The organism is Streptomyces sp. NPDC048696 (genome assembly GCF_043198895.1).
Lineage (GTDB): Bacteria > Actinomycetota > Actinomycetes > Streptomycetales > Streptomycetaceae > Streptomyces.
Window position 1 is genome coordinate 308,642 of record NZ_JBICVJ010000003.1, and the last position, 22,290, is coordinate 330,931.

Sequence of the window (22,290 nt, forward strand, 5' to 3'; positions counted from 1 at the left end):
TAACATCTGGCGCGTGCCGCGCTCATATGCAACCCCGCCCGTGAGGGACCTGCTGCGCCGATACGCCTCGCTGGGCGAGCCGCTGGCCTGCGAACCCGTCGCCCAGGGCCTCCTCAACCGCGGTTACCGCCTGGCCACCACCCGCGGCGAGTACTTCCTCAAGCACCACCTCGACGGCGACCACCAGGCCATCGCCCGCCAGCACGACGCCACCCGCCGCCTCCAGACACTCGGCGTGCCCGTCGCGCCTCCCGTGCCGGACGACGACGGCGACACCGTCACCGTCCTCGGCGGCCGCTGCTACGCCCTGCACCCCTGGATCCACGGCCGCCACCGCGACGGCGCCCAGCTCGGCGCCGTCGGCTCACGACGGCTCGGCGCGCTGCTCGGCCTCGTACACACCTGCCTGGAAGAGATCATGGAGGGCCGCACCCCGGGAACGCAGGCGGACCCGCGGACAGCCGCGCAACCGGAGTCGCGGACAGGGGCGCAAAGGGGCGCACAGCCACGCACACACGCGGGCGTACACATCCCCGCCCAGGCGCACACGTCCACGCACACGCAAACAATCGCACCAATGGACGCACGGACGGGCGCACCGGCGGACGCCGGCCCCGCCACCCACGCCAGCGCCGACCCCGCCGACACCTTCGCCCTCATCGACGACCTGCTCGCCCGCACCCGCCGGCGCCGCCCCCGCGACTCCTTCGACGAGCTCGCCGAACACCGGCTGCGCGAGCGCCGCGTCCTCATCGAGGAGCACGCCCACCGCCGACCGCCCGCCCAGCCCGCCGGCGGCTGGGTGCACGGCGACTTCCACCCCCTGAACCTGCTCTACCAGGGCAAGGAACCGGCCGCGATCGTCGACTGGGACCGCCTCGGCGTCCAGCCCCGCGCGGAAGAGGCGGTACGGGCCGCCGTGATCTTCTTCGTCCGCCCGGCCGGGGAGCTGGAGCTGGACAAGGTCCGCGCGTACGCCCGGGCGTACCGGCTCGCGACCGGCGCCGACCCGGCCGAACTGGCCGCCGCCGTCCACCGCGTGTGGTGGGAACGGCTCAACGACTTCTGGATCCTGCGCTGGCGCTACCAGCTCCACGACCGAAGGGCCGACCCGCAGTTCCCCGCGGCGTCGGCCCTGGCGGTCTGGTGGACCAGCGAATACGAGGCGGTCTGCGAGGCGTTCGCGGGCTAGGGCCCGAACGGCCCGACGTCCGGCCGCCGTTGGACGCGGGGCCGCACAGCGGTCACCGCGCCCCGGACGTCACCTCGCACCTCACGGCGTCTTGGGCGTGCTCCCACCGGCGCTCTGACCGGCCGTCGTCCCCGTCGCGGTGCCCGCGTTCGCACCGGCCGTGCTGCCCGAGTTCGCACCGGCGTTGGTGCCCCCGTTCGCACCGGCCGTGCTGCCCGTGCTCGTGCCCTCGCTCGCGCCGGTGCTCGTCCCGGAGGACGTGCCCGTGTCGGTACCGGTGCTGGTACCCGAGTCGGTGCCCGTGCTGGTGCCCTGGTTCGTGCCGGTGCTCGTCCCGGTGGACGTGCCCTGGTTCGTGCCGGTGCTCGTCCCGGACGACGTCCCCTGGTTCGTCCCCGGCGACGGCGAGGTCGACCGGTGCGGCTTGCGCGACGGCTTGCGGCTCGGCTCCTCGTCGCCACCGCCGGTCGTCGTGTTCTGGTCCTGGCCCCGGGTGTTCTGGTCCTCCGGCGTCGGCGAGGTCTGCGACTCGGACTGCGACGGCGTGGTGGAGACCGTCGGGTGCTTGGGCGTCCCGCCGCTGTCCTTCTTGTTCGCCGCGTTGATCGCGAAGGCCACGCCCGCCGCGATCGCGACGATCGCGAGCACCACGAACAGCAGCACCTTGCCCCGGCCACCGCGACGGCGGCCGCCGTTGCCGTAGCCGTTGCCGTTGTAGCCGCCCGGACCGTAGCCGCCGTCGTACCCGCCGTCGTCCGGGTTCATCGGCGGCAGGATCGGACCGCGGAACTGCGAGGTCTCCCCGTGCATGGGGTGGCCCATGGCCGTGGTCGGCGCGGTCATGCCCATGGCGGGGGTGTGGGCGCCCTCGTGCATCACCGCGACCGGGCCGGTGTTCCAGGTGCCGGTGTGGCTGCCCTGCGCCTGGAGCATCTGCAGTCCGTACTGGACCAGGCCGCGCATCTCCTCGGCGGACTGGAAACGGTCGTCCGGGTCCTTGGCGAGAGAACGCATGACGAGGCCGTCGAGTTCCGGCGGCGCCACATCCGATACCTGGGACGGCGGAACCGGGGTGTCCTGCACGTGCTGGTACACCACTGACAACGGTGTCTCGCCGGTGAAGGGCGGGCGCAGCGCGAGCAGTTCGTACAGCAGACAGCCGGTCGCGTACAGGTCGGAGCGGTGGTCGACGGCCTTGCCCAGCGCCTGCTCGGGCGAGAGGTACTGCGGCGTGCCCATGACCATGCCGGTCTGGGTCATCGTCGACTGCGCGCCGTGCAGGGCGCGCGCGATGCCGAAGTCCATCACCTTGACCGCGCCGGTGTGCGTAATGATCACGTTCGCGGGCTTGATGTCGCGGTGCACGATGCCGTGCTGGTGCGAGTACGCCAGCGCCTCAAGGACGCCGGAGACGATGATCAGCGCCTGCTCCACGGGCGGCGCGTCCGCGTCGACCAGGAGGTCGCGGATGGTGCGGCCCTCGACCAGCTCCATCACGATGTACGGGACGGTCTGACCGCCCACCACGTCCTCGCCCGAGTCGTAGACCGCCACCACCGCATGGTGGTTGAGGCCGGCCACCGACTGCGCCTCGCGCGTGAAGCGGGCCTTGGAGACCGGGTCCTCGGCGAGGTCGGGCCGCAGCAGCTTCACCGCGACCGTACGGCCCAGACGTACGTCCTCCGCCGCGAAGACCTCCGCCATGCCGCCGCGGCCGAGCCGGTGCGTCAGCCGGTAGCGGCCGTCACCGACGAGTCCGCCGACCCACGACTCGTGATCCTGCGCATCGGCCATCCCGGCGCCGTTTCCCTCGGGTTCGGGTGCCATCAGTCCTCGCCGTCGTGTCTGGCCGCGTCAGCGGTGGTTCCTTACGGTCTTACGGTCATGCGCAGTGCCTTGCTGCCTCGTCGCGGCCTGGTCCTGCTGGTACTGCCGGTGTGCCCTGCTGGTCTGCGTCCTACTGGTTGTGCAGTAGTGCACGCTACAGCGTTCGCGCGGGGCGCCGGTTCGGGATGGACCGGCCATCCAATCGGTTCCGCGTGTACCCATGCAAATTCGATGCGATTCCTGTAACGCTTACGAGACGCTTCTTGCGCGTACGGTCACGGAACGGGCACTCGGCTTGACGTGTCGTACCCCTCGGGCAGACTTGCCTAGAAAATTTCAAGGATCATCACTGGCCACCGCGCCAAGGGGGAAGCACAGTCATGAGCCAGGACGGCGCACAGGGCCGCTATGCGGGCGGCTCCATCGCGGGCGGGCGCTACCAGCTGCGCGACCTCCTCGGCGAAGGCGGCATGGCCTCGGTCTACCTGGCGTACGACGCCGCGCTCGACCGCCAGGTGGCCATCAAGACCCTGCACACCGAACTCGGCCGAGAAGCGTCCTTCCGCGAGCGCTTCCGCCGCGAGGCCCAGGCCGTCGCCAAGCTCCAGCACACCAACATCGTGTCGGTCTTCGACACCGGCGAGGACGAGCTGGGCGGCGCGACGATGCCGTACATCGTCATGGAGTACGTGGAGGGCCAGCCGCTCGGCTCGGTGCTGCACAGCGACGTCCAGCAGTACGGCGCGATGCCCGCCGACAAGGCCCTCAAGATGACCGCCGACGTCCTGGCGGCCCTTGAGGTCAGCCACGAGATGGGCCTGGTCCACCGCGACATCAAGCCCGGCAACGTGATGGTCACCAAGCGTGGCGTGGTCAAGGTCATGGACTTCGGCATCGCGCGCGCCATGCAGTCCGGCGTCACCTCGATGACCCAGACCGGCATGGTCGTCGGCACCCCGCAGTACCTCTCGCCCGAGCAGGCGCTCGGCCGCGGCGTCGACGCCCGCTCCGACCTGTACTCGGTCGGCATCATGCTCTTCCAGCTGATCACCGGCCGGATCCCGTTCGACGCGGACTCCCCGCTGGCCATCGCGTACGCGCACGTCCAGGAGGAGCCGGTCGCGCCCTCCTCGTTCAACCGCTCCATCCCGCCGGCCCTGGACGCACTGGTCGCCCGCGCGCTGAAGAAGAACCCGAACGAGCGCTTCCCCAGCGCGGCCGCGATGCGCGACGAGATCGCCCGTATCTCGGCCAGCGGCCAGACCGGCGCGGCTCCGGTGATCACCGGCGGCGCCCCGGTCTCCAGCGGCCAGGGCGTCGGCTCGGCGGTCTTCCCGCCGCTGGACTCCTCGGCCCAGCCGGGCTACCAGGGCAGCGTCCAGACGCCGTACCAGGCGAGCCCGTACGGCCCGCCGACCCCGGCCCCGACGCCGACGCCGCAGCCCTCGTACGGCTACCCGCAGCAGCAGATGCAGCAGCCGGCCCCGATGGCCCAGCACACCCCGCCGCCCTACACGACCTCGCCGACCGGCCCGAGCGCTCCGGCCGTGGGCGGCGGTTCTTCTTCGAAGAAGAACACGCCCGTGATCGTCGGCGCGATCGCGGTCGCCGTCCTCGCGGTCGGCGGCCTGGTCACGGCGCTGATGATGAACAGCGGCGGCGACTCGGGCAAAACCGGCGACTCCAAGGCCTCCGGCTCCGCCGTCGCGGGCCACAAGGGCCCGGAGCGCAGCCGCACGCTGGACACCACCAAGTGCACCAGCCCGCAGAAGTCCGCCATCGACCCGTCGAAGGTCCAGGCGCCCGACTTCTCCTACAAGGACATCCTCTCGGTGAAGTCCTGTATCCAGGCCGCGGGCTGGAAGCTCAACACCGATTCGGTCGACAACGGCCAGTGGGGCCAGGACACCGTGGTCACCCAGTTCCCGGCGGCGGGCGTGGACGTGGACCCGAAGGAAGCCCAGTTCAGCCTGACGGTCTCGACGGGCAACCCGCCGCAGCAGTAGGCGCGCTGACGCGCCGCCCGGTACGCCGGGCGGCGCACACCGCACTCGACAGGACCTCCCGCCCGAGATGCCGGAAATGTCCGCTCGTGTGACGCTGACCCCATGGCTACACGGCTCCGGACACTCAGCGCGGGCACCGCGCTGGCGGGCCTGCTGTTCCTGACGCCACCGGCGTACGCCGACGAAGGGTCACCGCCGCCGTCCACCCGGTCGCCCTCCCCGACGCTCGACCAGCGCCTGGCGGGCCGCAGGGCCGGGGAGGGACGAGCGCGTCCGGGACGGGCGCCGGAGAGCCTGCCGTACGTGCCCGACGCATCGGCGGAGCCGATCCCCGCGGCCATCCCCCCTGCGACGCCCGTACCGCCACCGAGCGCGCCCCCGGCGGCCGCCGCCCGCAAGAGGGCGTCACCGGGCCGGCTGTCGAGCTCGTCCGAGCTGCGGGTGCATGTGCTGTCGATGGGGGCGGGCCTGGCGCTGACGGGACTGGGCCTGGCTTTCCTCGCCCTGCGCCTGCGCCGCCCGTAGAACGAGCTGTTCAGCTTGCCGAAGAGGGGTGGATCATTTCTCTTCGGGGGCACAACGTGATGTGAGGCACGTGTGCGAGAGAATGGACGGCATGGAGATGCCGAGGAACGAACAGTCGCCGGACAGCCCCCACATCCTGGTCGTCGGACAGGACGGTATGGCCATCGGCGGCGGTGACGACGAGTCGCGCGAGGTCCCGGTGACGGAGATGGTCGAACAACCCGCCAAGGTCATGCGCATCGGCAGCATGATCAAGCAGCTCCTGGAAGAAGTACGCGCGGCCCCTCTGGACGAGGCGAGCCGGGTACGCCTGAAGAACATCCACGCCTCGTCCGTCAAGGAACTGGAAGACGGCCTGGCCCCGGAGCTGGTGGAGGAGCTGGAGCGCCTGTCGCTCCCCTTCACCGACGAAGCGATCCCGTCCGAAGCGGAACTGCGCATCGCACAGGCCCAGTTGGTCGGCTGGCTGGAGGGCCTCTTCCACGGCATCCAGACGGCCCTGTTCGCCCAGCAGATGGCAGCCCGAGCCCAACTGGAACAAATGCGCCGAGCCCTCCCGCCAGGCGTCTCCCACGACGAGGAAGACGGCGCGGGCGTACGGTCGGGCCCGTACCTGTAGGGGGTCGGGGTCCGGGGCAAGACCCCGGCCCCACAGCCCACCCATCTCGGAGCCCGACACGGGGTCAGGGGCGCAGCCCTGAGCGGGATGCAGGCGGCGCAGCCACGAGCGGGGTGCAGGGGGCGGCCCTGAGCGGGGCGCGGGCGCAGCCCCCGCACGGGGGTCCGGGCGCGAGCCCCCCACCCCACCCACCCGCGAAGACGGGCCGCAAGCCCACACGCTCGGGGTCCAGGGCACAGCCCCGGGCGGGGCGCAGGGGGCGCAGCCCCCGCACGGGGGTCCGGGGGCGAAGCCCCCGGGTAACCTCCCCCTCCCACCTCACCCCCCACCCACCCCCGGAGGGTTGAGGGAAGGGGCGGGTCGGGGGCAAAACCCCTCACACCACCAACAGCACCTTCCCCACATGGCCCCCCGCCTCCAACACCCGATGCCCCGCACCCGCATCGGCCATCCCCACCACCTGATCCACCACCGGCCGCACCCGCCCGGCCGGAATCAGCGGCCACACATGCTCCCGCACCGCCGCCACGATCGCCGCCTTCTCCACCGCCGGCCGCCCCCGCAGCGTCGTGGCCGTCACAGCCGCCCGCTTGGCCATCAGCGCCCCGAGGTTGAGCTCACCCTTGACCCCGCCCTGCATCCCGATGACGGCGAGACGCCCGTTCACCGCCAACGCCCGCACATTCGGGTCCAGATACTTCGCGCCCATGATGTCGAGAATGACGTCCGCCCCCGCGCCATCCGTCGCCTTGCGGATCTCCTCCACGAAGTCCTGCTCGCGGTAGTCGATCAGTACGTCCGCCCCCAGCTCCGCGCACCGCGCCAGCTTCTCGGGCCCGCCCGCCGTGACGGCGACCCGCGCCCCCACCGCCTTGGCCAGCTGGATCGCCATCGTGCCGATCCCGCTCGCACCGCCGTGCACCAACAGCGTCTCGCCGGGCCGCAGATGGGCCACCATGAACACGTTGGACCACACCGTCGCCACGGCCTCCGGCAGCGCCGCCGCGACCGTCAGCTCGACCCCGTCGGGCACCGGCAGCAGCTGCCCCACCGGCACCGCCACCTTCTCCGCGTACCCGCCGCCGCTCAGCAGCGCGCACACCTCGTCGCCGACGGACCAGCCGGACACCCCGGGCCCCAGCGCGACGATCCGCCCGGAGCACTCCAGCCCCGGATACGGCGACGCCCCCGGCGGCGGTTCGTAGAACCCCTGCCGCTGCAACACATCCGCACGGTTGACGGCCGCCGCCGCCACCTCGACGAGGACCTCGCCCTCGCCCGCCACGGGATCGGGCACCTCGGCCCACACCAGCGCTTCGGGACCACCCGGCTCAGGAATCGTGATCGCATGCATGCGACCGACGCTACTCCGCCGCCCCCTCCGCGGCCCCGCCGCCCGCCCGTACGATCGTGATCAGCCGGTCCGTCAGCCGCAGCGGACTGGCCTCCGCGTCGTCGTACGCGAGCAGCCGGTGTCCTCGCAGCACGCTCACCGTCAGGTCCTCGGTCTCCCGGACCCCGCGCCCCACCTCGCTCTTCTTCACCGGCCGCTCCACGAGGTCGAGCCCGCTGCCCTGCTGGATCAGGTCCTCCATCACCGTGCCCGCGCTCGGGCTGAGCACCGAGAGCCCGAGCAGCCGCCCCGCCGCACTCGCGCTCGTGATCACCGCGTCCGCCCCGGACTGCCGCAGCAGCGGCGCGTTCTCCTCCTCCCGCACGGCGGCGACGATCTTCGCCCCCCGGTTGAGCTGGCGTGCCGTCAGCGCGACCAGCACCGCCGTGTCGTCGCGCTGGGTGGCGATGACGATCTGACGGGCCTTCTGGAGCTCGGCCCGCAACAGCACATCACTGCGGGTCGCGTCGCCGACGACCCCGACGAACCCCTCCGCGTTGGCCGCCTCGATGACCTTCGCGCTCGGGTCGACGACCACGACCTGCTCCTTCTTGAGCCCGGTCGCACACAGCGTCTGGACCGCCGAACGCCCCTTGGTTCCGAAGCCGACGACGACCGTGTGTTCTCGCAAGTTCGCCTTCCAGCGGTTGAGCCGCCACTCCTCCCGGGTCCGTTCCGTGAGGACCTCAAGAGTCGTGCCGACCAAGATGATCAGAAAGAGCACACGCAGCGGCGTCACCAGCAGGATGTTGGTCAGCCGCGCGCTGTCGCTGTACGGAACGATGTCGCCGTAACCCGTCGTCGAGAGCGTGACGGTGGCGTAGTAGGCGGCATCGAGGAGATCGAGGGTGTCGTTGGCGTTGTCGTGGTAGCCCGCCCGGTCGATCCACACGATGAACGTGGTCAGTGTCAGCACGCTGAGCGCCATCAGCAGCCGCTTGCCGACCTGCCGCAGCGGACGGTCCACGACCCGGCGCGGCAGCTTCACCCGCCGGGTCTCCAGCTTTTCGCCGGCCTGGCGGGCGATCGCGTCCTGGCCGGGCAGTTTCACGTGAAACACCACCCGGATGTACGGGACTTGAGATCGCACCCGGAACCCAGGCGCGATGTTTCACGTGAAACACGCGCCAGACGTACGGGACTTGAGGCACCGACGACACCGCAACCGGCACCGCAGACGGCATGTTTCACGTGAAACACCCTTCACCCGAGCCCAGTTGAGCCCGGTTGAGCCCAGGGAAGATCCAGCACCTCGACCTCCTGACCGGCCCGCGCACCGCCCGGCGCCACCACCGCGAGCCCGTCCGCAGCCGCGATCCCGCGCAGCATCGCGGGCCCGTTGTAGTGCAGCGGCACGATCTGCCCCGCCCGGTGCACCACGGGCACGAGCCGTGTGTCATACGGATGCCCATGGACCTCGTCGCGCAACGCCACGGTGTACGGGACGGTGTGCGCGGCGGCGCCCACCCGGCCCGCCAGCTCCCACAGCAGCGGCTCGGCGAGGGTGAGCAGCGCGGAGACGGCTGCGAGCGGATTGCCCGGCAGCCCGACCAGGAACTTCCCGGCACCGAGCCGGGCCAGCAGCATCGGGTGCCCCGGCCGGACGGCGACCCCGTCCACCAGCAGCTCACCACCTGCCGCCCGCAGCACGGGGTGGACATGGTCGACGGGTCCGGCCGCCGTACCACCGGTGGTCACCACCACATCCGCCTCGGACCCGGTGACGGCGGCGAGCAGCACGTCCGCGTCGTCCTTGAGCCGCCGCGTCGCGATGACGTCCGCGCCCAGCATGCGCAGCCAGGGCCCGAGCATCGGCCCGAGCGCGTCCCGGATCAGCCCTTCCTGCGGCAGCCCGTCGGCCAGCAGCTCGTCTCCGAGGACGAACACCTCGACGCGGGGCCGGGGCACGGTGCACAGCTCGTCGTACCCGGCGGCCGCCGCGAGCCCCAGCACCGCCGGGGTGACCAGCGCGGCGGCGGGCAGCAGCTGGTCACCGGAGCGGCACTCCTGCCCGCGCGGCCGGATGTCCTGCCCGGTGACGACGTCCCGTTCGGCGTGCAGCAGCGCCTTGGCCGCGTCCGTACGGGCGTGCTCACTGCGGATGACGGCGGTCGCCTCGCCGGGGATACGCGCCCCGGTGGCGATCCGTACGGCCTCGCCGTCGGCGAGCGTGGCGGGCGCGGCGTGCCCGGCGAGAATGCCGTGCTCCTCGCCCCCGTCCCGGATGCGCCAGGGCCCGGGTCCGGCGACCACCCAGCCGTCCATGGCGGAGGTGTCGAAGGACGGCAGATCGGTGAGCGCGGCCAGCGGCTCGGCCAGGGTCTCGCCCAGCGCCTGCGCGAGCGGTACGCGATGGGTACGGCGGGGCGCCGAGCGTCCTGCCTCGGCGGCCGCGGCCCGGGCGTCGCCCCAGCGGGCGGCGCGGTGGCGGCCCCGGGAACCGGGGGCCGGGACGGGGGCCGGGGCCGGTGTCCTGACCAGGGCAAGCGCCTCCTCCACGCCGTCGTCGACGGGCGACACGGATGAATCGGCCCCGGTCATGGGGTGGACTCACCCTTCTCGGTGGCAGCGTCCGCGTCGGCCTCGGCGGCCCAGCGCTGGGCGAGGGCGACGGCCTTGCGCGCCGCCTCAGCCACATCCGTACCTTCCCCGCCCGCCTTCGCCGCCGCGTACCCGACCAGGAAGGTGGTGAGCGGCGCGGCGGGCCGGGCCACGCCGTGCGCGGCGTCGCGGGCCAGGTCGAGCAGCACGCCGGTGTCGACGTCCAGGTCGATGCCGAGTTCGTTCTTGACCGCGGTGATCCATTCATCCAGCACGTTCCCATGATCCCTGACCCGGGCGCGGGCTGCCGCGATGTCCTCCCAGGTGTCGCAGTCGAAGGACGCGAGGGGTTCGGGGGCGGCGAGGCGGCCGAGGTCGAGTCCTGCCGTCAGCAGCCGCATGGGGAGTCCGGCGAGTCCCCCGTGCTCGGCCGAGAGAAGAGCGAGCTCGCGACGCAGCGGCTCGGCGCGGTAGACGGCGACGAGCGGCTGGACCCGCCCGTCGCGGTCGACGCAGAGCACGCCCTCGCGGCCACCGCCGCCCAGTTCGCCGAGCAGGGCCTCGACGGTGGGTGCGCCGAGGAAGGGCAGGTCGGCGGAGAAGACGAGAACGACGGGGGCCGAGGTCCGCCGGATCCCGGCGTCGAGCGCGGCGACGGGACCACCGCCCGGGGGATCCTCCCGGGCCCAGGAGACGGGCCGCGAGGTCGCCCGCCGCCCCCCGACCACCACGGTCGCCCCGGCGCCGGCACAGGCCGCGAGCACCCGGTCGAGCAGCGGCCGCCCACCGACCGGCACCCCGGGTTTGTCCGCCCCGCCGAGCCGCCGCGCGGCCCCTCCGGCGAGCACGATGGCGTCATAGGGGGTCGTCATCCCAGCAGTATGCGGCGCCGGGCGCGCCAACGGGGATGCCGGGGCGCACCCGGAGCGGGTGAGCGGGGCGGTGGCGGCGGCAGCGCCCGATCCGCCGCCCCGCCGAACCCGCCCCGCCGCGCCTCTCGGCCCTACAGCGACCGCAGCAGTACCGCCGGCTGCTCCACGCAGTCCGCCACGTACCGCAGGAAGCCGCCCGCCGTGCCTCCGTCGCACACCCGGTGGTCGAACGTCAGCGACAGCTGGACTACCTGACGGACCGCCAGTTCACCCATGTGCACCCAGGGCTTCGCCATGATCCGCCCCACGCCGAGCATCGCCGCCTCGGGGTGGTTGATGATCGGCGTGGATCCGTCCACGCCGAACACCCCGTAGTTGTTCAGCGTGAACGTCCCGCCGGTCAGGTCCCCGGGGGTCAGCGTCCCGGCCCGGGCGGCTTCGGTGAGCCGCGCGAACTCCTCGCTGAGAGAGGCCGCGTTACGGGACTGCGCGTCCCGCACCACCGGCACGACCAGACCCCGCTCGGTCTGGGCGGCGAAGCCCAGATGCACCGAGGGCAGCCGGACGATCTCCCGCGCCGCCGTGTCCACCGTCGAGTTCAGCTCGGGGTAGCGGTCGAGCGCGGCCGTGCAGATCCTGGCCAGCAGGGCCAGTACGGAGATCTTCGGGCCGCCCACCGCGTTCATCGCGGCCCGCGCGGCCATGAGCTCGGTCGCGTCCGCGTCGACCCAGCACGTCGCGTCCGGGATCTCCCTCCGGCTGCGCGCGAGCTTGTCGGCGACCGCGCCCCGTATCCCGCGCAGGGGTATGCGCGTCCCGGCAGCGGCGGGCACGGCCGCCACCGGTACCGGATCGGGCTCGGTCCGCAGCGCCGACTCGACGTCGCAGCGCAGGATCAGCCCGTCGGGCCCGGACCCGGTCAACTCCCGCAGGTCCAGCCCGTTCTCCCGCGCCAGCTTCCGTACGAGCGGCGAGATGACGGCCACCGGCCCGCCCTCCACCGGCGCACCGGCGACCCCGGAGCCGGCAGCAGCCGCGGGCGGGTCGGCGGGCGCAACCGGCACCGCGGCCGGCGCCACCACCGCGCCCACGGGCGTCGGCCGCACCCGGCGCCGCCGTCGCACGGCCTCCCCCGTCCCGTACCCCACCAGCACGTTCCCGGAGTACTCCGACGACTCGGCCTCAGCGGCGGCCGCGCTCGACTCCCCGACCGCGACCGTCAACAGGGGCGCGCCGACGGGCAGTTCCGTGCCCTCCTCGCCGAACCTCGCCGTCACCACACCGCCGTACGGGCAGGGCACCTCGACCATCGCCTTGGCGGTCTCGACCTCGACGACCGGCTGGTCGATGGCGACGACGTCGCCCACCGCCACCAGCCAGCGCACGATCTCCGCCTCGGTCAGGCCCTCGCCGAGGTCCGGCAGCTTGAATTCCAGCACCTGGGCCATCAGCTCTCCGCCTCCCACTGCAGCCGCGCCACCGCGTCGAGCACCCGGTCGACGCCCGGCAGATGGTGCTTCTCCAGCATCGGCGGCGGATACGGGATGTCGAACCCGGCGACCCGCAGCACGGGCGCCTCCAGATGGTGGAAGCAGCGCTCGGTGACCCGGGCCGCTATCTCGCCGCCGGGGCCGCCGAAGCCGGTCGCCTCATGGACGACGACCGCCCGGCCCGTGCGCCGCACCGACGCGCACACCGTCTCGTCGTCGAAGGGCACCAGCGAGCGCAGGTCGACGACTTCGAGGTCCCAGCCCTCGGCCGTCGCCGCCTCGGCCGCCTCCAGGCAGACCGGCAGCGACGGGCCGTACGTGATGAGCGTGGCGCTGCGGCCCGGGCGGCGCACGACCGCCTTGCCTATGGGGGCGACCGGCGCGGGCGCGTCCGGCGACCAGTCTGCCTTCGACCAGTAGAGCCGCTTGGGCTCCAGGAAGATCACCGGGTCGTCGGAGGCGATGGCGGCCCGCAGCAGCCCGTACGCGTCCTCGACGGTGGCCGGCGTGACCACATGAAGTCCCGGAGTCGCCATGTAGTAGGCCTCGGAGGAGTCGCTGTGGTGCTCGACGCCGCCGATGCCGCCGCCGTAGGGCACCCGCACCACCAGCGGCATCGCCATGGCGCCGCGCGTGCGGTTGCGCATCCGCGAGACATGGCTGATCAGTTGCTCGAAGGCGGGGTAGGCGAACGCGTCGAACTGCATCTCCACCACCGGCCGCAGCCCGTACATCGCCATGCCGACCGCGGTGCCGAGGATGCCGGCCTCGGCGAGCGGGGTGTCGGTGCAGCGGTCCTCGCCGAACTCCTTGGCGAGCCCGTCGGTGATCCTGAAGACACCGCCGAGCGTGCCCACGTCCTCTCCGAGGACGTGGACCGAGGGGTCCTCGGCCATCGCGTCGCGCATGGCGCGCTGCAGCGCCTGCGCCATCGTGGCGGGCTTCGCCGCGACCGTGGTCATCGCTCCCCCTCCTCCTCGTGCGCCGCGAGCTCGGCCCGCAGCTGGGCTTCCTGCTCGCGCAGTTGGGCCGTCTTCTCGGCGTACACATGGGCGAAGAGGTCCATGGGGTCGAGCTCGGCGTCGGCGTTCATCCGCTCGCGCAGGGCTGCGGCCATCGTCTCGGCGGCCTCGGCCGCGGCCTGCTTCTCGCTGTCGTCGAGGAATCCGCGGCTGGTCAGCTCGGCCTCCAGGAGCTGGATCGGGTCGTGGTCGCGCCACGCCTCCACCTCGGCGTCGACCCGGTAACGGGTGGCGTCGTCGGCGTTGGTGTGCGCCTCGATCCGGTAGGTCACGGCCTCGATCAGCGTGGGGCCGCCGCCGCGCCGGGCGCGCGCGACAGCGTCGGCCAGCACCTCGTGGACCGCCGCCGCGTCGTTGCCGTCGACCAGGCGGCCGGGCATGCCGTACCCGACGGCCTTGTGGGCCAGGGAGGGCGCGGCGGTCTGCTTGGCCAGCGGCACGGAGATCGCGAAGCCGTTGTTCTGCACCAGGAAGACGACCGGGGCCTGCCAGACGGCCGCGAAGTTCAGCGCCTCGTGGAAGTCGCCCTCGCTGGTGCCGCCGTCGCCGACCATGGCGAGCGCCACCACGTCGTCGCCCTTGAGCCGGGCCGCGTGCGCCAGGCCCACCGCGTGCGGGAGCTGAGTGGCCAGCGGGGTGCACAGCGGGGCGATGCGGTGCTCGTGCGGGTCGTATCCGGTGTGCCAGTCGCCGCGCAGCAGGGTAAGGGCCTGTACGGGGTCGAGCCCGCGGGCGACGGCGGCGAGGGTGTCCCGGTAGCTGGGGAAGAGCCAGTCCTGCTCCTGGAGGACCAGCGCGGCCGCGACCTCGCAGGCCTCCTGGCCGGTCGAGGAGGGGTAGACGGCGAGGCGGCCCTGCTTGGTGAGGGCGGTGGCCTGCGCGTTGTACCGCCGGCCGCGGACCAGCTCCGCGTACAGCCGCAGCATCAGGGCGCGGTCGAGCGGGGCGTCCGTGCCGAGCACGCGGTACGGCTCGGGGTCCGGGAGCAGCGGGGCGGGGTCGGTGCGGGGCCTCCAGGCAGGGGGAGGGGTGGGCCGGTAGGCGGCGGCACCGGCACCGGGCAGCTCTTGGACCGTCATGACGAAGCACCTCCTCTTGGGAGCGGAAGGAGGCACGACAGTGTGATGCGCCTCACCTACCGATTGTTCGGTCGTGAGGGCATTTTGGCTACAGGCACCGCGAGCCTGTGGACAAACGGTTCTGCACAGCCTGGGATAGAGACAGGTCGTCCAAGCCAGGGAGGCGGGGGGACATGGGAGCTGAACAAATGGCCGACGAGGGCCAGGGTGCGGGCGCACGGCCGCTGGACGCCGTCGACCGCGACATCCTGCACATGCTGCAGACGGACGGTCGCGCGTCGATACGCTCCGTGGCCGAGCGGGTGCACGTCTCGCGCGCCAACGCCTACGCCCGGATCAACCGGCTCCTCGACGACGGGGTGATCCGGGGCTTCACCGCGCGCGTGGACCACGAGCGGGCGGGGCAGGGGGCGTCCGCGTACATCACGCTCAAGATCGTGCAGAATTCCTGGCGCACGGTGCGCGAACAGCTCCAGGCACTGCCGGGCGCCGCCCATATCGCGCTGGTCAGCGGCGACTTCGACGTACTGCTCCTGGTGCACTCCCCGGACAACCGGGCGCTGCGCGAACTGGTCCTGACCAAGCTCCAGTCGATCCCCGAGGTGCTGTCCACGCGTACGCTGCTGGTCTTCGAGGAGACCGACCTGGACCCCGGCCCCGGCGCGCCCTAGGGGCGCCACCTCGTGCCCTGGGTGCGGCCCGACTTCGCCTGCCCGGGCGTCGGACAGCCGAAGTCGTCGCCCTTGGGTGAGCTGGATCTAGCGGACAGTCAACGGTCCGGGCACGTCAGGATGGGTACGCAGCCCGTCGAAGGCCAGATGGACGACGGCCTCGGTGACCTGGGCGCGGTCCGCCTCGCCGTCGCGCTGCGGCCGGTACCACTCCACCAGGGAGTTCACCATGCCGAAGAGCAGCCGGGTGGCCAGGCGTATGTCCATGTCGGAGCGGAGGTCCCCGTCCGCGGCGGCGGCCTTCAGCAGGTCGGAGACCCGCTGGTCGAACTCCCGGCGGCGCTCCATCGCCCAGCGCTCGGTCTTGGTGTTGCCGCGTACGCGCAGCAGCAGCGTGACGTAGGGAAGCTCCGCCATCAGTACCTCGACGGTACGGCGGGTGACGTACTCGACCCGCTCGATCGCGCGCCCGCGCGTGGCCCCCGCCTCGTCCAGAACGGCGAACAGGCCGTCGATGGCGCGGCTGACGGCCCGCCGCAGCAGCTCCTCCTTGCCCGAGACGTGGTGGTAGATCGACGACTTGGAGATCCCGGCCGCCTTGGACAGGTGCTCCATCGACGTACCGTCGTAGCCGCGCTCGTTGAAGACCCGCACGGCGACCGTGAGCAGCGTCTCCGGGGTGTACGTGTCCCGCTTGGCGGTGGTCATGAGGCGGTCTCCTCGCCGTTGCTGTACGACTGCCGGTAGAGCGCGAGCGAGGGGGCGTAGCGCCCGCCCGGGCAGCGCTCGTGCAGGGCTGAGAGCAGGTCGTACGCCCAGTCCCGGCCGAGCCTGCGGTTCCACTCGACGGGCCCCAGCGGGTAGTTGACGCCCAGCCGCATCGCGGTGTCGACGTCCTCGGCCGAGGCGACGCCCCGGGCGACCGCGTCGGCCGCGAGGTCCGCGAGCATCGCGACCGTACGGGCGACGATCATGCCCGGCACGTCGCCGATGACGCTGACCTTCTTGCCCAGCTTCTGGAAGAGCCCCACGGCTTCGGCCACCGCGCGCGTGGAGGTGTCCTCGCTGGCGGAGAGCGCGATACGGGTCGCTCCCCGGTAGTCGAGGGCGAGGTCGAAGTAGACGACGTCCGCGTACTCGACGGACGTGCGCCCGTCGGCCGGGACGAGCTGGCCGTCGCCCGGCAGCCCGATGTAGGGGCCGCCCGACTCGACCGTCTTCACGTCGATGCCGGCCTCCCGCATCATGGCGGCGAGCTCGGCGGCGGGACCGAGGTCGCCCACGATGGTCACGGCCTCGGGGGCTTCGGCGGGCTCGGCGGTGTGCGGCTCGGGCCGCACGGCGCCCTCCCCGTACGCGTACCAGCCGCGCCCGCTCTTGCGGCCGTGCAGCCCCGACTCGACGAGGCGGCGCTGGGCCAGCGACGGGGTGAACTTGGGGCTGTGGAAGAAGGACTCCCACACGGAACGGGTGACCGCCTCGTTCACGTCCTGGCCGATCAGGTCGGTCAGCTCGAACGGCCCCATCGCGAAGCCGCCGCTCTCGCGCAGCACGGCGTCGATGGTGGCCGGGTCCGCGCCGCGCTCCTCGTAGACGGCGAAGGCCTCCGCGTAGAAGGGCCGGGCGATGCGGTTGACCAGGAAACCCGGGGTGTCGGCGCAGCGCACCGGCGTCTTGCCCCACGCCTTGGCCGTCTCGTACGCGCGCGTGGCGGCCGCCTCGTCGGTCGCGAAGCCGCTGACCACCTCGACGAGGGGGAGCAGCGGCGCCGGGTTGAAGAAGTGCAGCCCGACGAACCGGCCCGGGTGGCGCAGGACGCCCGCGACGGCCGTCACCGACAGGGACGAGGTGTTGGTGGCGAGCAGGCAGTCCTCGGCGACGATGTCCTCAAGCGCCGTGAACAGCTCCTGCTTGACGGGCAGTTGCTCCAGCACCGCCTCGACGACCAGCGCGGCGTCCGCGAGGTCGCCCAGCGCCTCGGCCGGGTGCAGCCGGGCCACGGCGGCGTCGCGGTCGGCCGACGTGATCCGGCCTTTCTCCACGAGCCGGTCGAGCCGGGCGGCGATGGTGTCGGCGGCCTGGCGCGCCCGGCCCGGGACGGCGTCGTACAGCCGCACCGGGTGGCCGGCCACCAGCGCGACCTGGGCGATGCCCTGCCCCATGGTCCCGGTGCCGACGACGGCTACGGCCCTGCTCGGCCCGATGGCCCGGCTCTCTTCGATGGCGGTCATGACGTGATCCTCCCCGATGAGTTGTCCACAGGTTCGACGGACCCCCTTGTCCCGACCGATCGTTCGGTTACTCTAACTCTGTCCGCCCGTCCCTGCCCAGCTCGAAGAGGAGTTGGTCCGTATGGCCGCCCCGCTCAGCCCGCAGCAGCTCACCGAGACCCACCGGACCACGCTCGACCAGGCACTCGAAGCCATCCGCACGCGTGCGTACTGGTCACCGCACCCCGAGCACCCCAAGGCGTACGAGAACGACGGCAAGGCCGCCTTCGAGGCGCTGCTGGGCACCCGGTTCGACCTGGACCAGCCCGGCACCGACGAGTGGACGGGCGCCGAAGTCTCCCCGTACGGCATCGAGTTGGGCATCACGTATCCGCACCCGGACCTGGATGTGCTGCTGCCCGCGATGAAGGCCGGCATGGGCGCCTGGCGCGACGCCGGTCCCGAGACGCGGGCCCTGGTCTGTGTGGAGATCCTGGCCCGCATCGGCGCCCGCACGCCCGAGCTCGCGCACACGGTCATGCACACCAGCGGCCAGGCCTTCATGATGGCCTTCCAGGCGGGCGGACCGCACGCGCAGGACCGCGGCCTGGAGGCGGTGGCGTACGCGTACCAGGAGCAGACCCGCACCCCGTCGGGCGCGGCCCCCTGGTCCAAGCCGCAGGGCAAGCGGGACCCGCTGGAGCTGAGCAAGACGTTCGTCCCGGCCGCGCGCGGCATCGCGCTGATGATCGGCTGCAACACCTTCCCGACGTGGAACGGCTACCCGGGCCTGTTCGCCTCCCTGGCCACCGGCAACGCCGTCCTGGTCAAGCCCCACCCGCGCGCGGTGCTGCCGCTCGCGCTCACCGTCCAGATCGCCCGCACCGTCCTCGCGGAGGCGGGCTTCGATCCGAACCTCGTCGCGCTGGCCGCCGAGCGGCCGGGCGAGGGCATCGCCAAGACCCTGGCCGTACGCCCCGAAATCAAGATCATCGACTACACGGGCTCGACGTCGTTCGGCGACTGGCTGGAGGCCAACGCCCGCCAGGCCCAGGTCTACACCGAGAAGGCGGGCGTCAACACGGTCGTCGTCGACTCCACCGACGACTACAAGGGCATGCTCTCCAACCTGGCCTTCTCCCTGTCCCTGTACAGCGGCCAGATGTGCACCACCCCGCAGAACCTGCTGATCCCCCGCGACGGCATCACCACGGACGCGGGCGACAAGTCGTACGACGAGGTGGTGGCCGACCTCGCCGCCTCCGTCGGCGCACTGCTCGGCGACGACGCGCGCGCCAACGCGCTGCTCGGCGCGCTCGTCAACCCCGATGTGAAGCAGCGCCTGGACGCAGCTTCCGGCCTCGGCGAAGTCGCCCTGGCCTCCCGGGAGATCAGCAACCCGGACTTCCCCGACGCGGTGGTCCGCACGCCCGTCATCGTCAAGCAGGACGGCGCGCGCAAGCAGTGGGAGGGGCCCGACACGGACGCCGCCTACCTGTCGGAGTGCTTCGGCCCGGTCTCCTTCGCGGTGGCGGTCGACTCCACGGCCGACGCGCTGGAGCTGCTGCGGCGCACGGTGCGCGACAAGGGCGCGATGACGGTCGGCGCGTACACCACGTCACGGGAGGTGGAGCGCTCCATCGAGGAGGTCTGCCTGGAGGAGTCCGCCCAGCTCTCCTTGAACCTGACGGGCGGGGTCTACGTCAACCAGACGGCGGCGTTCTCCGACTTCCACGGCTCGGGCGGCAACCCGGCGGCGAACGCGGCGCTGTGCGACGCGGCGTTCGTGGCCAACCGCTTCCGGGTGGTCGAGGTCCGCAGGCAGGCGTGAGCCGGGCCCGGGCCCGGCTTTCTCAGCCGGTCGGGCCCGGGATCTCGGCGTAGCGCTGGACCCACGCGTGCATGGCGATCGCCGCGGCCGCGCCCGCGTTGATCGACCGGGTCGAGCCGAACTGGGCGATCGAGCACACCGCGGACGCGTGCGCGCGTGCCTGATCGGTCAGCCCCGGCCCCTCCTGCCCGAACAGCAGCACACACCGCCGGGGCAGCTCGGTCCGCTCCAGGGGCACGGCGCCGGGCAGGTTGTCGATCCCGATGATCGGCAGCCCCTGCTCCGCCGCCCACGCGGTCAGCGACTCGGTGTCGGGGTGGTGGCGCACATGCTGGTAGCGGTCGGTGACCATCGCGCCGCGCCGGTTCCAGCGCCGCCGCCCCACAATGTGGACCTCCTTCGCCAGGAAGGCGTTGGCGGTCCGTACGACGGAGCCGATGTTGAAGTCGTGGCCCCAGTTCTCCACGGCGACATGGAAGTCGTGCCGCCGGGTGTCCAGGTCCGCGACGATCGCCTCGCGCGTCCAGTACCGGTAGGCGTCGACGACATTGCGCCGGTCGCCCTGCGCGAGCAGCTCCGGGTCGTAGCGCTCCCCCTGCGGCCAGGGCAGCGGATGCGGTCCGACGCCGACCTCGGGCGCGAAGCCGTCGTCGTACTGCGCCGGCTCGTCCGCGCGGGCCTGGTCGAGGGGGGCAAGGCTGGGACTGTTCTGGCTGCTCACGCCACGAGCGTACGGGGCCGCGGCTCCTCGTCCGTACGCCGCGGCCGAGGTGCCCGGGCGGGCAGCCTCTCGCGCAGGCGGGCGACCCGGCCGCCGAGCCAGCGCAGGAAACCGGTCGGCAGGAAGACCGCGTCCGCCGCGATCATCGCCAGCGAGAAGAACGGCAGCCCGAGCAGCAGCGCGATCCCCGCGTGCTCCATCATCATCGCCACCAGCAGGACGTTCTTGACCCGCCGGTTGAAGAGCGTGAAGGGGAAGGCCACCTGCACGGCGACCGTGCCGTACGTGAGCAGCAAGACGATGAGGCCGCTGCCGCCGAGCACGTCGGAGAGCGCGGGCCACGGCGAGAAGTAGTCGAGGTGCAGCGGGTAGTAGAGCGCGGTGCCGTCCTGCCAGCGCGAACCCTGGATCTTGTACCAGCCGGCGGTCGCGTAGATCAGGCAGACCTCCGCCATGATCACCACCATGGTGGCGTTGTGCGCGAGGTTCGCGACGACGTCCAGGAGGGCGCGCGGCTCCCCCTGGGCGTAGCGGTTGGCCGCCCACCACAGCCCCTGGGCCGTCCACAGGCCCCAGAAGATCAGCAGCCAGCCCCAGCCGGCGTCGCCGCGCAGCGTGATCACCGCGAGCGCGGCCCCGAGGACCGCCCACAGCACGGGCCCGACCCGGTCCACCGCGCCCTCGCCCGTCTCGGCGCGGCGAGCGGCGGCGCGCCGAAGGCGCCGGGCGTCCAGCGACCAGACCTGCGCACAGCGCGTGAGGACCAGATAGATCGCCATGAGGTGGATGACGTTGTCGCCGCCGTCCCCCATGAAGACGGACCGATTCTGCAGCGAGAGCACGCCCACCATGAACAGCACGGACATGGTCCGGGTGCGCCAGCCCAGCATCATCAGCACGCTGGACACCACGGCGACGGCGTACACGATCTCGAACCAGACCGTGCTGTCGGTCCACAGCAGCGCCGTGAACGCGTGGTTGCCGGAGACGAGCCGCTGGGCCATGTCCCAGCTCCACGGCCCGTCGGGACCGTACAGCTCACGGCGGTGCGGCAGCTCGCGCAGCAGGAACAGCAGCCAGGTCGCGGAGAAACCGATCCGCACGACCGCGCTCTGATACGGGCCGAGAGCGGCGCCGGTGACCCGCCGCAGAGCCAGCGCGGCCTTGCTCTCGGGGACGCTCTCGGCGACGGGAGGAGGCTGCTGCGACGCCAAGGACGCGTGCGATGGCTGGGCGGCCTGCGGGGCCGGAGATGCGTGCGGCGGCTGCGAAGCCTGCGGTGCGGCAGACGCGTGGGTCGCACGGGGCGCTGGGGTGCTCATCGGCTCGCTCATCGAGTCGCTCATCGGCTGGCTTCCGTCCGTGCGGCGCCGGTCCCGGCACCGGCTGGGAGATCGGCGGGGGTCACGGTCCACCAGGGGACGACCCGGTAGTACGGCCGGGTGTCGATCTTCTCGTCGCTCCAGCGAGGAGCCTTCACGGACGTCGTCACGGACCTGACCTGTACACGGTCAACAGTGCCGCCGTCACGGTGCGCGCCGAGGCGGAGCATCACGATCCGGTGGATGTAGCGCTCGGAGAGCTCGCCGCGCAGGCCGTTGGGCTTGTTGTCGTCGGTGTGGGAGGTCACGAAGAACTCCCAGCCCCGGCGCAGTTCGTTCTGCTGGGTGTGGCTCGGGAGCGGGTTGCCCCTGATGCCGGAGCCGTCCATCCCCGACAGATCGATCCACCCGGTCGTCTTGCGCGTCCCGTCCGGCATCACGATCTCGGCCCGCGCCTGGACCGCGATGTTCTGCTGGAGCGGGTTGGGCGCGAAAAGCTTCCAGTTCTGCTCGAACTCGGGATAGATCCAGTCGTCGACGACCTTGCCGTGCTGCTTCGTGACCGTATTGGACGGCGCGACATGGAGAAACACCATCGCGATGTGGACGACCGCGACAACCGCCACGAGAGCGAGCGCGAGCGCGCCCACGATCTGGTACGGGAGGGACAGAGCGGCGATGCCACGGCCGGGGACGCCGGGCTCCAGCACCTCGCGGGTATCGGACGGCGTCACGTTTTCGCTGCTCAGATGGGTTTCGGCGGCCTCGGCGCCGACGGCCGGCCCGGCGTTCTCGCCGGCGGGCTCCAGCGGGCGGGGCTGCCCCTCCTGGCCCGGCACGTCCTTGTCGTCGTACGAATCCATCCCGCCCCGATCCCGGTCGGCTCCACTGGGTTATCCACAGGGTTGACACCCTACGGGCCGTCGACTCACCATTGAAGTCAATGAACCGAACGATCGGTCGGGAGCA

19 protein-coding genes are annotated in these 22,290 nt (G+C 72.3%); 6 read left to right on the top strand and 13 right to left on the bottom strand.

What is annotated here, in order from left to right; all coding sequences use genetic code 11:
- Nucleotides 1–13 precede the first annotated feature (13 nt).
- Nucleotides 14–1,192 (top strand): phosphotransferase, encoded by a 1,179-nt coding sequence (locus tag ACGFRG_RS07605; protein ID WP_361423268.1) that lies wholly within the window; start codon nucleotides 14–16, stop codon nucleotides 1,190–1,192.
- An 81-nt stretch (nucleotides 1,193–1,273) separates the two neighbouring features.
- Here the strand turns inward: ACGFRG_RS07605 and ACGFRG_RS07610 are convergent, their stop codons facing one another.
- Nucleotides 1,274–3,019, bottom strand: coding sequence for a protein kinase (locus tag ACGFRG_RS07610; protein ID WP_361423266.1), 1,746 nt, complete (start codon nucleotides 3,017–3,019; stop codon nucleotides 1,274–1,276).
- Between the two features lie 380 nt (nucleotides 3,020–3,399).
- On the opposite strand from ACGFRG_RS07610, the gene ACGFRG_RS07615 reads away from it, so the two are divergent.
- The 3 genes from ACGFRG_RS07615 (at nucleotide 3,400) to ACGFRG_RS07625 (ending at nucleotide 6,169) form a co-directional block, all read left to right on the top strand.
- Nucleotides 3,400–5,025, top strand: coding sequence for a protein kinase (locus tag ACGFRG_RS07615; protein WP_393262277.1), 1,626 nt, complete (start codon nucleotides 3,400–3,402; stop codon nucleotides 5,023–5,025).
- Nucleotides 5,026–5,127: 102 nt separating this feature from the next.
- A complete protein-coding gene (locus ACGFRG_RS07620; RefSeq protein WP_361423261.1) occupies nucleotides 5,128–5,550 on the top strand; it encodes a hypothetical protein in 423 nt (140 codons plus the stop codon).
- Nucleotides 5,551–5,641: 91 nt separating this feature from the next.
- Nucleotides 5,642–6,169 carry a bacterial proteasome activator family protein gene (locus tag ACGFRG_RS07625; protein ID WP_361423258.1) on the top strand — a complete coding sequence of 176 codons (528 nt, stop codon included), beginning with the start codon at nucleotides 5,642–5,644 and terminating at the stop codon, nucleotides 6,167–6,169.
- Between the two features lie 376 nt (nucleotides 6,170–6,545).
- On the opposite strand, the gene ACGFRG_RS07630 is transcribed toward ACGFRG_RS07625, so the two are convergent.
- The 7 genes from ACGFRG_RS07630 to pdhA all read right to left on the bottom strand — a co-directional run bounded on the left by ACGFRG_RS07630 (nucleotide 6,546) and on the right by pdhA (nucleotide 14,566).
- Nucleotides 6,546–7,523, bottom strand: coding sequence for an NAD(P)H-quinone oxidoreductase (locus tag ACGFRG_RS07630; RefSeq protein ID WP_361423255.1), 978 nt, complete (start codon nucleotides 7,521–7,523; stop codon nucleotides 6,546–6,548).
- A 10-nt stretch (nucleotides 7,524–7,533) separates the two neighbouring features.
- Nucleotides 7,534–8,613, bottom strand: a complete 1,080-nt coding sequence (locus ACGFRG_RS07635; protein WP_361423456.1) for a potassium channel family protein — start codon at nucleotides 8,611–8,613, stop codon at nucleotides 7,534–7,536.
- Between the two features lie 152 nt (nucleotides 8,614–8,765).
- Nucleotides 8,766–10,103 carry a molybdopterin molybdotransferase MoeA gene (locus tag ACGFRG_RS07640; protein WP_393262281.1) on the bottom strand — a complete coding sequence of 446 codons (1,338 nt, stop codon included), beginning with the start codon at nucleotides 10,101–10,103 and terminating at the stop codon, nucleotides 8,766–8,768.
- Nucleotides 10,100–10,975 (bottom strand): NTP transferase domain-containing protein, encoded by an 876-nt coding sequence (locus ACGFRG_RS07645; RefSeq protein ID WP_393262284.1) that lies wholly within the window; start codon nucleotides 10,973–10,975, stop codon nucleotides 10,100–10,102. The genes ACGFRG_RS07640 and ACGFRG_RS07645 overlap by 4 nt, the downstream gene beginning before the upstream one ends.
- A gap of 131 nt (nucleotides 10,976–11,106) precedes the next feature.
- Nucleotides 11,107–12,423 carry a dihydrolipoamide acetyltransferase family protein gene (locus ACGFRG_RS07650; protein WP_393262286.1) on the bottom strand — a complete coding sequence of 439 codons (1,317 nt, stop codon included), beginning with the start codon at nucleotides 12,421–12,423 and terminating at the stop codon, nucleotides 11,107–11,109.
- Nucleotides 12,423–13,427: an alpha-ketoacid dehydrogenase subunit beta gene (locus ACGFRG_RS07655; RefSeq protein WP_393262288.1), complete on the bottom strand. Its 1,005-nt coding sequence runs from the start codon at nucleotides 13,425–13,427 to the stop codon at nucleotides 12,423–12,425. The genes ACGFRG_RS07650 and ACGFRG_RS07655 overlap by 1 nt, the downstream gene beginning before the upstream one ends.
- The gene (gene pdhA / locus ACGFRG_RS07660) at nucleotides 13,424–14,566 is read right to left on the bottom strand and encodes a pyruvate dehydrogenase (acetyl-transferring) E1 component subunit alpha (protein ID WP_361423240.1); all 1,143 of its coding nucleotides are present in this window, start codon (nucleotides 14,564–14,566) and stop codon (nucleotides 13,424–13,426) included. The genes ACGFRG_RS07655 and pdhA overlap by 4 nt, the downstream gene beginning before the upstream one ends.
- Before the next feature lie 173 nt (nucleotides 14,567–14,739).
- Here pdhA and ACGFRG_RS07665 point away from each other — a divergent pair, with 173 nt between their 5' ends.
- The gene (locus ACGFRG_RS07665) at nucleotides 14,740–15,237 is read left to right on the top strand and encodes an Lrp/AsnC family transcriptional regulator (protein WP_361423237.1); all 498 of its coding nucleotides are present in this window, start codon (nucleotides 14,740–14,742) and stop codon (nucleotides 15,235–15,237) included.
- A gap of 87 nt (nucleotides 15,238–15,324) precedes the next feature.
- Here the strand turns inward: ACGFRG_RS07665 and ACGFRG_RS07670 are convergent, their stop codons facing one another.
- Entirely contained in the window at nucleotides 15,325–15,945 is a 621-nt protein-coding gene (locus tag ACGFRG_RS07670) for a TetR/AcrR family transcriptional regulator (protein WP_361423234.1), read from the bottom strand.
- A complete protein-coding gene (locus tag ACGFRG_RS07675) occupies nucleotides 15,942–17,468 on the bottom strand; it encodes a 3-hydroxyacyl-CoA dehydrogenase (RefSeq protein WP_393262291.1) in 1,527 nt (508 codons plus the stop codon). The genes ACGFRG_RS07670 and ACGFRG_RS07675 overlap by 4 nt, the downstream gene beginning before the upstream one ends.
- A 121-nt stretch (nucleotides 17,469–17,589) precedes the next feature.
- Between ACGFRG_RS07675 and paaN the strand changes: the two genes are divergently transcribed.
- Nucleotides 17,590–19,278, top strand: a complete 1,689-nt coding sequence (paaN, locus tag ACGFRG_RS07680) for a phenylacetic acid degradation protein PaaN (RefSeq protein ID WP_361423228.1) — start codon at nucleotides 17,590–17,592, stop codon at nucleotides 19,276–19,278.
- 22 nt (nucleotides 19,279–19,300) lie between these two features.
- Here paaN and ACGFRG_RS07685 read toward each other — a convergent pair whose 3' ends face one another.
- Genes ACGFRG_RS07685 through ACGFRG_RS07695 form a run of 3 tightly spaced genes read right to left on the bottom strand, consistent with a single transcriptional unit; the run spans nucleotide 19,301 to nucleotide 22,184 of the window.
- Nucleotides 19,301–19,999, bottom strand: a complete 699-nt coding sequence (locus ACGFRG_RS07685) for a TrmH family RNA methyltransferase (protein WP_361423225.1) — start codon at nucleotides 19,997–19,999, stop codon at nucleotides 19,301–19,303.
- Entirely contained in the window at nucleotides 19,996–21,321 is a 1,326-nt protein-coding gene (locus tag ACGFRG_RS07690) for an HTTM domain-containing protein (protein ID WP_393262711.1), read from the bottom strand. The genes ACGFRG_RS07685 and ACGFRG_RS07690 overlap by 4 nt, the downstream gene beginning before the upstream one ends.
- A gap of 20 nt (nucleotides 21,322–21,341) precedes the next feature.
- Nucleotides 21,342–22,184 carry a DUF5819 family protein gene (locus ACGFRG_RS07695; RefSeq protein WP_361423219.1) on the bottom strand — a complete coding sequence of 281 codons (843 nt, stop codon included), beginning with the start codon at nucleotides 22,182–22,184 and terminating at the stop codon, nucleotides 21,342–21,344.
- Nucleotides 22,185–22,290: the final 106 nt, after the last annotated feature.